This is a genomic window from Pedobacter sp. MR2016-19 (assembly GCF_014947265.1).
Classification (GTDB): Bacteria; Bacteroidota; Bacteroidia; order Sphingobacteriales; family Sphingobacteriaceae; genus Pedobacter.
Window position 1 is genome coordinate 63,765 of the sequence record NZ_JADCNK010000012.1, and the last position, 14,131, is coordinate 77,895.

8 protein-coding genes are annotated in these 14,131 nt (G+C 39.4%); 3 read left to right on the top strand and 5 right to left on the bottom strand.

The window, feature by feature from the left end; all coding sequences use genetic code 11:
- Window positions 1-124 precede the first annotated feature (124 nt).
- The gene (locus IM793_RS16095; RefSeq protein ID WP_029278327.1) at window positions 125-1,066 is read right to left on the bottom strand and encodes a ribose-phosphate pyrophosphokinase; all 942 of its coding nucleotides are present in this window, start codon (window positions 1,064-1,066) and stop codon (window positions 125-127) included.
- Window positions 1,067-1,436: 370 nt separating this feature from the next.
- Between IM793_RS16095 and IM793_RS16100 the strand changes: the two genes are divergently transcribed.
- The 3 genes from IM793_RS16100 to IM793_RS16110 all read left to right on the top strand — a co-directional run bounded on the left by IM793_RS16100 (window position 1,437) and on the right by IM793_RS16110 (window position 8,505).
- Window positions 1,437-4,463 carry a DUF2723 domain-containing protein gene (locus IM793_RS16100; protein WP_193423043.1) on the top strand — a complete coding sequence of 1,009 codons (3,027 nt, stop codon included), beginning with the start codon at window positions 1,437-1,439 and terminating at the stop codon, window positions 4,461-4,463.
- Between the two features lie 216 nt (window positions 4,464-4,679).
- The gene (locus IM793_RS16105) at window positions 4,680-7,718 is read left to right on the top strand and encodes a DUF2723 domain-containing protein (protein ID WP_193423045.1); all 3,039 of its coding nucleotides are present in this window, start codon (window positions 4,680-4,682) and stop codon (window positions 7,716-7,718) included.
- A gap of 232 nt (window positions 7,719-7,950) precedes the next feature.
- Window positions 7,951-8,505 carry a transposase gene (locus IM793_RS16110; RefSeq protein ID WP_193423047.1) on the top strand — a complete coding sequence of 185 codons (555 nt, stop codon included), beginning with the start codon at window positions 7,951-7,953 and terminating at the stop codon, window positions 8,503-8,505.
- A gap of 199 nt (window positions 8,506-8,704) precedes the next feature.
- Here the strand turns inward: IM793_RS16110 and IM793_RS16115 are convergent, their stop codons facing one another.
- From IM793_RS16115 to IM793_RS16130, 4 genes are all read right to left on the bottom strand, one after another.
- Complete coding sequence (locus tag IM793_RS16115) at window positions 8,705-9,667, bottom strand: acetyl-CoA carboxylase carboxyltransferase subunit alpha (protein ID WP_121287702.1); 963 nt, start codon at window positions 9,665-9,667, stop codon at window positions 8,705-8,707.
- Between the two features lie 912 nt (window positions 9,668-10,579).
- Window positions 10,580-12,139, bottom strand: a complete 1,560-nt coding sequence (locus IM793_RS16120; protein ID WP_193423049.1) for a S10 family peptidase — start codon at window positions 12,137-12,139, stop codon at window positions 10,580-10,582.
- Between the two features lie 218 nt (window positions 12,140-12,357).
- Window positions 12,358-12,597: a hypothetical protein gene (locus tag IM793_RS16125; RefSeq protein WP_193423051.1), complete on the bottom strand. Its 240-nt coding sequence runs from the start codon at window positions 12,595-12,597 to the stop codon at window positions 12,358-12,360.
- A 72-nt stretch (window positions 12,598-12,669) separates the two neighbouring features.
- Complete coding sequence (locus tag IM793_RS16130; RefSeq protein WP_193423053.1) at window positions 12,670-14,046, bottom strand: MFS transporter; 1,377 nt, start codon at window positions 14,044-14,046, stop codon at window positions 12,670-12,672.
- Window positions 14,047-14,131: the final 85 nt, after the last annotated feature.

The following is a 14,131-nucleotide window of genomic DNA, read 5'->3' on the forward strand; positions in this document are numbered from 1 at the left end:
TATTAAGTATCGAGTATCAAGACCTTAAGCCTTCAACCCTCTACCTTCAACCTATTTAAACTCTCTTTATCGCTTTGCGTTTGGTGGCTGGCGTTTTTAACCGCTTATCGCAACTCGCTTAACGCTATACCCTAAACAGATCACTAATCGACCCGTGCTCGTTTACATTGGCAATTGCCCTTGCAAATAAACTGGCTGTGCTTAATACCCTGATTTTCGGACTTTCCTGTTTTAATGGAATTGTATCCGTAACGATCAGTTCGGTTAATACCGAATTTTCTACCGTTTCTATCGCTTTTCCTGATAATACAGCATGTGTACAAACTGCCCTTACACTTGCTGCACCGTTTTCCATAATCAAAGCCGCAGCTTTTGATAAGGTTCCGGCTGTATCGCAAATATCATCGATCAATACCACATCCTGTCCGGTCACATCACCGATAATCGACATCGATTCGATCTCGTTGGCACGTTTACGGCGTTTATCACAAATAATTACTTCAGCATTAAAAAATTTCGCAAAAGTACGTGCCCTATACGAACCGCCCATATCTGGCGATGCAATAGTTAAGTTTTTTAAGCCCAGGCTTTTGATATAAGGTACAAAGATTACCGATCCATCTAAGTGATCAACCGGAATATCAAAGAAGCCCTGTATCTGTGCAGCATGTAGATCCATCGTCATAATGCGGTGAATACCTGCTGATTTTAATAAGTTAGCCACCAATTTGGCACCGATTGCTACACGCGGTTTATCTTTTCTATCCTGACGGGCTAAACCATAATAAGGAACAACTGCTGTAATATAATGTGCAGATGCTCTTTTAGCAGCATCAACCATTAGCAAAAGCTCCATTAAATTATCGCTTGGCTGATAAGTAGACTGGATTAGAAAAACATCACTACCGCGGATTGACTCATCAAAGGAAGGTTGAAACTCTCCATCACTGAATTTGTGAATGGTTACGCTACCAAGTGGCTTGCCGTAGTGCTCGGCAATCTTAAGTGATAATCCCTTAGAACCTGTTCCGGAAAAAAGCTTTACCGGGTTAAACTGCAATGGCATGGGTTCGTGTAGTTACGGTTAAAAAAAATCGGATCATGTCTATTTAAAACATGATCCGTTATTAAATTTTCGTTGTCCGACCTGGATTCGAACCAAGACAAACGGTACCAAAAACCGTTGTACTACCCTTATACTATCGGACAAAAACTTCTCAAGGATATTCTCCTCGAAAGGGAATGCAAATGTAGGAACCTTATTTTAAATATGCAAGAGTGATTTTAAAATATTTTTAATTTCTTTCCTGCTGTTCTTTGTTTGCGATGCAAAGATAAAAAAATCATCATATAGCGTGCAACATTTTATTTTTTTCTACGACTTTTTTTACTGCGAACCACTTAAATCATTTATTATCAAAGACTAAAATTAAACTATGAATTATTCAAGGATCAACACCATTGGAGGCTGGCTCTGTTTTAGCGTTGCCGCACTCACGTACATCTTAACTTTAGATCAATCCGTAAGTTTCTGGGATTGTGGCGAATTCATCTCCTCAGCCTTCAGAATGGAGGTAGTACATCAGCCTGGCGCTCCAATAGTTTCCATGATTCAAAGGTTATTCTCTACCCTGGCTTTTGGCGACAAATCCAAAGTAGCCTATTTTGTTAATATTGCTTCGGCCCTTGCAAGCGCAGGAACCATTTTATTTTTATTCTGGACCATTACGGCTTTAGCAAAGAAAACAGTAATTAAAAAAGGTGAAGAAATCAGCAAACAGCAAATTATTGGCATTATGGGTGCCGGTTTGGTTGGGGCTTTGGCTTATGCGTTTTCTGACAGTTTCTGGTTTTCTGCTGTAGAGGCTGAGGTTTACGCCATGTCGTCGCTTTGCAGCGCCATTGTATTTTGGGGTATCTTAAAATGGGAATCGCAGGCTGATGAACCAAAAGCAGACCGCTGGTTACTTTTTGTAGCTTATATAATGGGGCTTTCGATCGGTGTGCATATTTTAAACCTGCTTACCATTCCTGCATTAATATTTGTTTATTATTTTAAAAAGAATCCATCGCCAAGCTGGCAAAGTATTCTAAAAATATTTTTTGTTTCCATTGCGACTTTGGCTGTAGTACAATTTGGCCTCATCCAATACGTAGTATCGCTCGCTGCAAGCTTTGATTACTTTTTTGTAAATACCATGAACCTTGGCTTTGGTTCGGGAATATTGTTTTTTGTTGTTTTATTGATCGGAGGCCTGGTGTATGGCATCCGTTATTCTATCCTTAAAAACAAAAGGGCTTTAAACCTGATCCTGTTATTTACTGTACTGCTTTTATTTGGATACAGTTCTTTTTCGTTGTTGGTTATCAGGGCGCAGGCCAAACCTAACCTGAACAATTATAATGTGGATAATGTATTCTCACTTTCGAGGTACCTGGGCCGCGACCAGTATGGCGACAGGCCTTTACTTTATGGGGAGAATTACAATTCAGAAAAGATTGGCATTGAAGAAACGGGCAAAATTATCCGTAAAGGTGACAAAAAATACGAACCGGCCGGTACAAAATCAGCTTATGTTTTTGCCGATAAAACTTTACTGCCACGTATGTACAGCGATAAACCCGAACATGTGAGGTTTTACAAAAGTTACAAGGGTTTTGATGATGAACATAAACCTACACTTATTGATAATTTAAAATATCTATTCTCTTTCCAGACCGGACAGATGTATATGCGTTATTTTATGTGGAATTTTGTAGGCAGACAGGACAATGAAGATGGACAGTTTGGCGGAAAAGATGGCAATTGGCTTAGCGGTGTAAAACCATTAGATGCCATCAGACTTGGCAATCAAAAAAACCTTCCACCATCAATTGTAGAGAACAAAGCATACAATAGATTTTTCTTTTTGCCATTAATTATCGGCTTAATTGGTGCCGTCTGGCATTTTAAACGTAACCAAAAGGATGCGGGCATTATCGGTTTACTCTTCGTTTTTACTGGTGTGGCTATTGTAGTTTACCTGAACTCTGTACCTATTGAGCCGCGTGAAAGGGATTATGCCTATGTGGGTTCGTTTTATGCTTTTGCCATCTGGATCGGTTTAGGCGTATTTGGATTGAAGGATTTTATTTTCCAGAAACTAACGCCTGCACGCGCAAGTATTTTCGCATCAGTTATTGCCTTGTTTGGAGCCCCAATTCTAATGGCCAACCAGGGCTGGGATGACCATGACCGTTCTGATAGCCACTTAGCGAGGGATATGTCGGTTAATTACCTAAAATCGTGTGCACCAAATGCCATCTTATTTACTTATGGTGATAACGATACTTATCCGGTTTGGTATGCACAGGAAGTGGAAAATGTACGTCCGGATGTTCGGGTGGTAAACCTGAGTTTATTTACTGCCGATTGGTATATCGATGGCATGCGCAGAAAGCAAAATGAATCGGCACCACTACCTATCACCTTAAAACCTGAGCAATATGTTGAAGGCACGAGGGACATTATGTATTACCAGGATTATAAAATTGCACAGCATATTGAGTTACAGGAAATTTTAGATGTGCTTTTATCCGATCACGACGAAGATAAAGTAACCATGACAGATGGTTCTAAATACAATGTGCTGCCAGCCAAAAATCTTAAACTGGCGGTGAATCCGCAACAGGTTTTGGATACAGGAACCGTACCCAAAGAGGATGCCGGTAAAATTGCGAGCAGTATGGAATGGACTTACAATTCTAATTTTGTAACTAAAGGTACCTTAGCTTTATTTGATATTTTAACGCATAACAATTGGAAACGACCGATTTATTTTACCGGAGGCATGCCCGATGAGCAATACGTAGGATTGAACAAATACCTCTATTCGGAAGGTTTAAACAAAAGGCTGCTACCCTTGAAACCCGATACAGCGATTACACAGGATTTTGATCGTGTAAACCTGAAACCCATGTACAATAATTTGATGAATGTATATGGTTTCGGCAACATTAAAAATGCAAACTATTTAGACAGGCAATCTGCTGATGACGTAACCATGTTATCTAATATGTTTAACGGCTTATTAACTGGCTTGATAAACGAAGGTAAAATTGCGGAGAGCAAAAAAGTGGCAAATAAATATTTTGAGGTAATTCCGGCTAAATTTTACAGTATGCGCCAGGTAATGAGCACCTATTATTTTACTGAAAACCTGTATCGGTTAAATGATTTGAACCGTGCCAATGCAATGATCAAAAAAACGGCAGACTATGTAGGTAAGGAACTCACCCACCTTGCAAATGTTTCGGAAAGCAAAAATCAGTTGTCATCAGAGCAGGATGTTCGTTTCTACCTTGGTTATTTGGGGCAAATGGTAAAATTAACTGAGGCTTTTAAGCAAGGTGCGTTGAGTAAAAATCTCGAAAAACAATATAACGATCTAATCACCAGGTTTACGCCGTTCGCAACTGGTTAGTCAAAAAACATTCTAAATTTTAACCCATAGGCAGATTTCACCTTTCCGCCTATGGGTTTTTGCTTCTCCAATAAATTAAAATCCTTTATGTTAAAGGTCTTAAGCCGTTAAAAATTGTTAAATCAATGCAAAAATTTACCTGTTTTATCGACTAGAATAGTTAATTTCGGCAGCATTTTTATGTGAAAACAATTTTTAATATCATTAAACAAACCAATGAATTATTCAAAAGTTAATAATATAGTAGGCTGGATCTGCTTTTTAATTGCTACACTAACTTACGTTTTAACCTTAGAGCCTTCTGCCAGTTTTTGGGATTGCGGTGAATTTATAGCATCGGCATTCAGAATGCAGGTTGTTCACCAGCCTGGCGCACCATTATTCTTAATGATCCAACGTTTTTTCTCCATTTTCGCAGCTGGAGATTTAACTAAAATCGCTTACTGGATGAACGTTGGTTCAGCTGTTTCAAGCGGGGCAACTATCTTATTCTTATTTTGGACCATCACTGCATTGGCTAAAAAAACAGTATTAAAAGCTGGTGAAGAATTAACAACCGGTAAATTGATCAGTATTATGGGTGCGGGTGCCGTTGGTGCTTTAGCTTATACTTTCTCTGATAGTTTCTGGTTTTCGGCAGTAGAATCTGAGGTTTATGCACAATCCTCTTTATTCACCGCGATTGTATTCTGGGCTATTCTTAAATGGGAAGCACATGCCGATGAGCCACGCGCAGACCGTTGGTTACTATTTATTGCCTATATTATGGGTTTATCAATTGGTATCCACTTGTTAAACTTATTAACTATCCCTGCACTTGCCTTCATTTATTATTTTAAAAGAACTGATAAAGCAACTACTGCAGGTATTTTCAAAACACTTATTGTTGGTATCTTAATTTTAGCGGTAATCCAATATGGTATTATCCAATACCTGGTTTCGTTCGGCGCTTATTTCGATTTATTCTTTGTGAATACATTGGGTCTTGGTTTCGGAACAGGCGTTTTATTCTTCGCTGTTTTATTAATCAGTGCATTGGTTTGGGGGATCCGTTATTCGATCAAGCATCAAAAGAGATTATTAAACTTAGGTTTAATCTCTACCGTTTTAATCATTTTCGGTTATGCATCTTTCTCGATGATCATCATCAGGGCAAAAGCAGATCCGAACTTAAACAATAGTGCACCGAAAGATGCTTTCTCTTTCTTAAGCTACCTGAACCGTGAGCAATATGGCGATAGGCCATTGGGTTACGGTCCTAATTATAACTCTGAAAGAACAGGTGTAACAGAAGGTAAAACCATCTGGAGAAAAGGAAAAGAAAAATATGAAGTAGCGGGTAAAAAAACCGATTACGAATATAGCAACAACACTTTATTGCCTCGTATGTATAGCGACGACCCTAAACATGCCAGTTTTTATAAAGAGTGGATGCATTTGGATGATAGTAAACACCCGAACTTAGTTGATAATGTTGGCTTTTTGGCCAGCTACCAGATCGGCTACATGTATATGCGTTACTTTTTCTGGAATTTTGTTGGTCGCCAGAACGATGAGCAAGGTCAGGGCAGTGGATTTGAAGGCGAATGGATTAGTGGTATTAAACCGTTTGACAGCTGGTTACGTGGAGATCAAAGTCATTTGCCGCCATCAACTGTTGATAATAAAGCATACAACCGTTTTTTCTTTTTACCGTTGATTATGGGAATAATCGGCGCACTTTGGCACTTTAAACGCAACCAGAAAGATGCCGGAGTTGTAGCATTATTATTCTTCTTTACGGGTATAGCGATCGTATTATACTTAAACCAAAAACCCCTGGAGCCGCGTGAAAGGGATTATGCTTATGTTGGATCTTTTTATGCCTTTGCCATATGGATTGGGCTCGGCGCACTCGCCATTAAAGAATGGCTGTTTAAAAAACTAACCCCAACTACCGGTGCCATTGGTGCAACGGTGATTGGATTATTGGCTGCACCGGTAATTATGGCCGAGCAGGGATGGGATGACCATGACCGCTCTACCAAAATGGTTCCTCACGATATTGCCTTAGATTACTTACAATCCTGTGCACCAAATGCCATCTTATTTACTTATGGCGATAATGATACCTACCCGCTCTGGTATATCCAGGAAGTAGAAAATGTGCGTCCTGATGTACGTATTGTAAACTTAAGTTTATTTGATACAGATTGGTACATCAATGGTTTAAGACAAAAACAAAATGAATCTGCGCCATTGCCAATTACCATGAAACCTGAACAATATGTACAGGGTGAAAGAGATGTAATGCCGTATGATGATTATAAAATTGCAGGTAATGTTGAGCTTAAAAATGTAGTTGATTTATTGTTATCAAACGATGAGAGCGATAAAGTAGCCATGCAGGATGGATCAAAATCTAATTTCCTGCCAACTAAAAACCTTAAAATTACGGTAGATCCGCAGCAAGTAATCAGCACAGGAACAGTGCCTGCAGCTGATGCTTCAAAAATTACTACCACCATGGATTGGAAATTTAATAAAGGTTATGTTACTAAAGGAACTTTGGCCATGTTCGATATCCTTGCACATAACAACTGGAAACGTCCGATTTATTTCGCATCTACCGTTCCTTCAGAGCAATATAACGGCTTAGACAAGTATTTATATAGCGAAGGTTTGGCCATGCGTTTATTACCGCTTAAAGCTGATACTACAGCATCTGAGGATAGACCAGAGCAATTAAATACCCCGATTTTGTATAATAACGTGATGACTAAATTTAAGTGGGGAAATATGAAAACCGCTAAATATTTAGATCCGCAATCATCAGATGATACTTTCATTTTCACGAACCTATTTAGTAGCTTAACCAACAGCTTAATTAAAGAAGGTAAAACTGCTGAAGCTAAAAAAGTAGTAGATAAATATTTCGCGGTAATGCCTGATAAATTCTTCGGCATCCGTACGGTTGTAGTGAAATTCTATATGGCTGAAAACTTATATAAACTAGGTGAAACTGCCAGAGCAAATGATATTTTAGACAAATCTTGTGATTATATCAATAAGGAATTAAACTACCTGGCTGATATTTCACAATCGAAAGGTTTAACCGGATCGCAGAACATTCAAACAGGCTTATATTACCTGGACAGAATGATTAAAACAAGTAAAGCTGCAGGTCAGGATAAATTGAGCGATAAGCTGCAGAAAACCTTCAACAGTTTAGAAAGCCGTTTGTCGATGTTTTTCCCGCAACAGGGTCCACAATAATAAGCGAATCTGAAAATAAATTTACGAAGCAGCTGCATTAATTGTAGCTGCTTTTTTTATTTGCTTGCGCTCGTTTCTAACGAGCGCAGTAATAGCCTTACGATTTCATCGTAAAAAAATTACTTAAAAATAAAAGCGTATATAATCGTAAATACGACCAGCCATCTACACGCTCGTTAGAAACGAGCGTGAGCAATTATGATTTTTCTGAATAAATAAATACTTTTAATATATGTCAAACCAATACCAAGCAAGAGATCCGGAAGGCATTTATTTTTTAACTTTTACGATTGTGGATTGGGTAGATATATTCACCCGTTCATCGTATAAAGAAATTATTATTAATTCACTGAAATACTGCCAATCCAACAAAGGGTTAACACTTTACGTATATTGCCTGATGACCAATCATATACATCTCATTGCCTCCGCGAGTGGAGATGTAAAACTTTTTGAAATTATTAGAGATTTTAAGAAGTTTACGAATAGGGCGATTATCGAAGAGATTACTTCAGGAAATGAAAGCAGGAAAAAGTGGCTGCTGAATAAATTTGAATTTGCAGGCAAATACTCGACAAGAATTGAGAATTATAAGGTTTGGCAAGACGGTTACCATGCTGTTGAATTAATCAGTCGAGATTTTACATTTCAAAAGTTAAATTACATTCATCAAAATCCAGTTAGAGCTGGAATTGTATCAGAGCCCGAACATTATATTTATAGTTCCGCGACTAATTATCACGGGCTTAGAGGACTAATAGAAATTGAATTACTAGACATTGATTAATATTTATTGAATTCTTGCGCTCTTTTCTAACGAGTGCAGCAATAGCTTTACGATTATATCGTAAAGCAAGCTAAATATATCGATAACTAACACCATAAAATACGATATCCTATTTACACGCTCGTTAGAAACGAGCGTGAGCATAAAAAAATCCCGTTTAGCATTGCCAAACAGGATTCAAATTTATTTTAGTTAATGATTACTCGTTTACAACACCCATCGCACAAAATTTATCAATTCGTTGTTCGATCAGTTTATCCGTTTTTAATTTACCTAAAGCAGCTAAATCTTTAATTAGGTAATCTTTTAAAGTTTTACCCATTAACTCCGGATCCTGGTGAGCGCCACCAAGTGGTTCAGGAATGATGCCATCGATTAATTTGTTGCCAAACATATCATCAGAAGTCAATTTCAAGCATTCAGCAGCTTTCTCTTTAAAATCCCAGCTTCTCCACAAAATAGATGAGCAAGATTCAGGAGAGATTACCGAGTACCAGGTATGCTCTAACATATATACTTTATCACCGATACCGATGCCCAAAGCACCTCCGGAAGCACCTTCACCAACTACAACACAAATAATCGGCACGCGAAGGATAGACATTTCCAATAAGTTTCTGGCAATAGCTTCACCTTGTCCACGCTCTTCTGCCTCTAAACCAGGGTAAGCACCCATTGTATCGATAAAAGAGACAACCGGTTTATTAAACTTTTCAGCCAAACGCATTAAACGCAATGCTTTACGGTAACCTTCCGGATTGGCCATACCGAAATTGCGAAACTGACGCTCTTTGGTATTTTTACCTTTCTGGTGACCGATAACCATTACCGTTTGACCATTGATGGAAGCAAAACCACCGATAATCGCTTTGTCATCCTTAACCGTTCTATCACCATGCATCTCGATAAAATCATCGCAGATCATATTGATATAATCAAGAGTTTGTGGACGATCTGGGTGACGGCTCATCTGAACCTTGTTCCAACCGGTTAAATTTTTATATAAGTTATTGGTAGTTTCATCTAATTTACCATCAAGCTCGTCTAAAGTGGCAGACATATCTACCTTAGTTTTTTCGGCAACTTGCTTAACCTTTTCTATCTGCTGAACTAAATCGGCAATAGGTTTTTCAAAATCGAATGATGTTTTTATTTGCTGCATAATTGAACCACAAAAATAAGTAATTATTTTTAGTTTGCAGTGAACAGTTTTTTGTTTGCGTTTTTGCCGGAGTAAATCGTGTTAGCATAATGGAAAATAGCATCGTAAATAGCCTTTTACTATTTTTTTATTCTTAATGATTTGGAAAGCAATTGCAGTAGTGCTTTGGTTTGGTTCTGTCCCGCCCCCGTTTCTGCCGATTGAAAACCTGTGAAACAAGCAAGCATGCCATAAAGTAAATAAAAACAGATGCTTAAAATCGGCATCTCACTCCGGTCGGGTTTACTTTACACCTGCCTGTGCAACTATGCCGGGTTTCCGTGCCACCGCCCTAACCTACCTAGCCCTGATTGCAATGGAAAGCACGCAAGCGAGGCACGAGCGCGGACTTGCAATGCAAAGCAGGACGAACATTAATTATTGTACTACACCGGCGCTCCAAATAATTTGAAAAGCGTTTACCAATTGATAGCGAACACGCGTAGCATTCTTTCAGTCATGAAAAGGTGATATGATTTGGAAAGCACTTCCAGTAGTACTTCTTTAAAAGCAGCCCTGCCATTTGCTTTAGCCCAGACGAAAAATCTGGGGCTATCGCGGCTGTTATGTTTAGATTACGAATGCCTGTGCAACTATGCCGGGTTTCCGCGCCACCGCCCTAACCTACCTAGCACTGATTGGAGCGGCATACTTTTTTACAACACTACCTTCAAATTGCTGTCATGCTGAGGCACGAAGCATCTGTTTCATCGGGGTGAGATGCTTCGTGCCTCAGCATGACATGAAGAATAAAAAAGATATAGCGCAAAGCAGGACTAACAATAATTATTATACTGCAACTGCGCTCCAATAAACCTAAAAGCGTTGACAAATTAATAGCAATGTGCATAGGAATTTGTCAACGCTAAAATCTTAGAACTTAGCAGCCTCGCCTGCTTTTGGTAATGCTTTTTTGATAAACTCACGGATGTGGTTATTCGCCGTTTTCAGATCATCCTTACGTAAATACATCATGTGCCCGCTCCGGTAACCTTCCCAACTCATACGGTCTTGCAGTTTACCTGCTGCATCTAACTGCCACATGCTATATTTCGCGTTGAAATAATCGCAGGCTCCATCGTAATAGCCCGATTGCACCAATAAATGCAGATATGGATTCTGCGCCATGGCTTGACGCAGATTATCTCCCGTCTGATCGCCAGATTTATCCCATGGGTAAACAGAACCAAACATATTGTACTTCAAATCGGTTTTATAATTCAGCTCGTTACGGATATACATATTGATAGCTGGCGTAAAGGAATGCAGCCAGGAAGTTAGCTCTGCATTATAATCGGGTCCTTCACCTGCACTCATTTTATCAATGCCTCGATAGCGCGAATCTAACCTGCCAACAGTAAAACCTTTATCTCTTAATAGTTCTTTCCAAAAGAAATCGGTTGGTACATTAAGGTTATAATCTAAAATTACTTTTTCTGAAAGACCGGAGTAACGCGCCATTTTTGCGGCAATGGTTTTCTTTTTATCGGCACTCAGCATCCCGCCCTGCGAAATAGCCGGAATTAACTCATTAATGGTAAAACCTTCTACTTCAGGAAGCATGTCCGTTAAATCTTTGCCCTGTAAATCGGCTGCCAAAGCTTTATGGTACCATGCGGTAGCCGCAAAATACGGTAAACGCAAAGCGGCATCAACAGGACCACTACGCTCAATACCGAGTTCGGTTGGCGAAACCAATACCACACCATTTAAATACATCCATTGACTGTTTTGCAGCTCTAAAGCTAAGCCTGAAACACGTGTAGTACCATAGCTTTCGCCAATTAAAAACTTTGGTGAAGCCCATCGGTTATTACGGGTTACAAAAGTATTGATCCACTCGGCCAGGTATTTAATATCGGCACGTACACCAAAGAATTTATTGGTTGGAATATCTTTGCTCACCGCTCTGGAATAACCTGTGTTAACCGGATCGATGTATACAATATCGGCCACATCCAAAATAGAATATGGATTTTCTTTATAACCGTAAGGCTGTACGGGATAACCTTCATCATCAATATTCAGCACTACCGGACCGGTATAGGCAATGTGCATCCAAACTGAAGCTGAGCCCGGACCTCCGTTAAAAGAAATCACTAAAGGCCGTCCGTCCCGATTTTGCACGTCGCTCCGTTCGTAGTAAGTATAAAACAAACCAGCAATCGGTTTTCCATCTTCATCCCAAACTGGTAATGTACCTGTAGTGGCTTTATACGGAACAGCTTTGCCATTAATATTTACCGAATGATTGGTAATTACAGAGCTCTCTACATTAATATTCCGTTCGTTTGTAGAGGATTTAGCTTCGTCTTTAACGGTAACCTGCGTAGTGGTTATGGTTTCTTTTGATTGGCCTTTTCTTGGTCCTTGTTGTGCATACGCAAAAATGCCCATGCTTAAAAATGTAGCGAGTATAAATCTGAATTTCATCTAGTTTGGTTTGGTTGCTAAATATCAAACTATTGTAGCATTAATCAAAAAAGCGCATTAGAAATGTTACCATAAAGCCAGCACTGCTTTTGGTATACAGATTCTTCAATAACATGCAGTATACAGCAGTAAAGTCTTTATTTAACGTTACGCATAAGTTACACAGGATGATAATTCCATACTTATGATTATGATGCAGCTTCTATTTGTAAATTAAATTACTTTAAAGCCATTTTACTAAAAATATGATATTCGCCAGGAGCTAAAGTTTGTGAGTAAATACCGGTACCTAAATTAATACCGGCACCAACCGCATCGATCCAGGTTCCAGCCGATCCGAAATCGATATTTGCCGCTATATCTTCATCAGTCGATGCTTTTTTACATGCGCTAGTAAACACTGTTAACAAGAGAAACAGATAAAGGATGTTTTTGCCTTTTTCGTTCCTTGCAGACATGAACCAAGGTCGGTAAATATTTTTTTTCATTGCATCCGCCTCGGTCTGTGAGGACACAGACCATGGATATCTTTACACAGATCTATTCTCTTCTACTTCCAGTTTAGAAGTCAGAACCTCATCTGTTTTCTTTGGTTCACGGATAAATACATAACAGATTACAGCTGCTAAAATCATCAATCCACCGCCTAATTGTACGGCCAAAAGCCTGTCGTTATTGAGTACATTGCGCATGAGCCAGCCAAAACCGAGCGAAGCGATAATTTCGGGCAATACGATAAAGAAGTTGAAGATACCCATGTAAATCCCTATTTTATCTTTGGGCAACGATCCGCTTAACATGGCATAAGGCATCGATAGGATACTGGCCCATGCAATGCCTACTCCTGTCATGCATAAATACAGCATATTTTTATCGTGCACCCAGGCTACGCTGATTAAACCAATGGCTCCGCAGACTAAACAAAGGGCATGTGTGGTTTTACGGCCCAATGCATCGGCAATTTTTGGCAGCACCAGGGCAAACAGAAAAGTAATTACACTGTAATAAGCGAGTGTTAAACTGCCAAAATCTGCACCATGTGCATAAACCGGATCAGCAGCATCTTTACCCCCAAAAACATTCACAGCCACTGCCGTGGTATAATAAAACCACATTAAAAATAGACCTGGCCAGGTAAAAAACTGAACCAAAGAAACAATCTGCATCCTTTTTGGCATATTCCTTAAGGCATGAAAAATTTCTCTTGCACCGCCGCCAAAACCTTTATTGCTTTCTTGTACTTTTTCTTTAAAATCTACATCCTGAGGCGGATATTCTTTCGTGGTAAAAACCGTCCATAATACTGCAGCGAAGAAGAAAAAAGCACCGATGTAAAAAGAAAACTTCACGTTTTCCGGAATACTCCCTTTTTCTGCTGTATTGGTTAAGTGGAATATATTATTCATAATCCACGGTAAGGCCGAAGCCACGCTGCCACCCAAACCAATCATCATACTCTGCATAATGAAGCCACGATTAACCTGACTATCAGGCAATTTATCAGTAACAAAAGCGCGGAAAGGTTCCATTGCAATGTTTCCAAAAACATCTAAAACCCAAAGCAGTCCGGCTGCCATCCACAATACACTACTATGCGGCATAAAGATTAAAGCAATACTACTCACAATGGCCCCAATCATAAAATAAGGCCTTCTTCTACCCCATTTTGGATGCCAGGTACGATCGCTCAGGTAACCTATTACCGGCTGAACCAGTAATCCTGTTAAAGGTGCTGCCAAAAACAACAATGGAACCTGATCGGGATTGGCGCCCAGGTTTTCGTAAATACGCCCCATGTTGGCCCTTTGTAAATCCCAACCGAACTGAATCCCGAAAAAACCAACACTCATGTTGATGATCTGGACGATTGTTAATTTGGGATTTTCGAATATTGTTTTTAACGTCATTATATCTGGTTTAGTTTTTAACCGCAAAGGGCACAGAGAAAAGAAACGCAGAGAACGCAAAGCTGGGCGCTTATACTTGGTGTTC

Coding starts and splice junctions, on each gene's coding strand:
- IM793_RS16095 (WP_029278327.1), bottom strand. CDS start 1,066: ATGCCATTGCAGTTTAACCCGGTAAAGCTTTTTTCCGGAACAGGTTCT.
- IM793_RS16100 (WP_193423043.1), top strand. CDS start 1,437: ATGAATTATTCAAGGATCAACACCATTGGAGGCTGGCTCTGTTTTAGC.
- IM793_RS16105 (WP_193423045.1), top strand. CDS start 4,680: ATGAATTATTCAAAAGTTAATAATATAGTAGGCTGGATCTGCTTTTTA.
- IM793_RS16110 (WP_193423047.1), top strand. CDS start 7,951: ATGTCAAACCAATACCAAGCAAGAGATCCGGAAGGCATTTATTTTTTA.
- IM793_RS16115 (WP_121287702.1), bottom strand. CDS start 9,667: ATGCAGCAAATAAAAACATCATTCGATTTTGAAAAACCTATTGCCGAT.
- IM793_RS16120 (WP_193423049.1), bottom strand. CDS start 12,139: ATGAAATTCAGATTTATACTCGCTACATTTTTAAGCATGGGCATTTTT.
- IM793_RS16125 (WP_193423051.1), bottom strand. CDS start 12,597: ATGTCTGCAAGGAACGAAAAAGGCAAAAACATCCTTTATCTGTTTCTC.
- IM793_RS16130 (WP_193423053.1), bottom strand. CDS start 14,046: ATGACGTTAAAAACAATATTCGAAAATCCCAAATTAACAATCGTCCAG.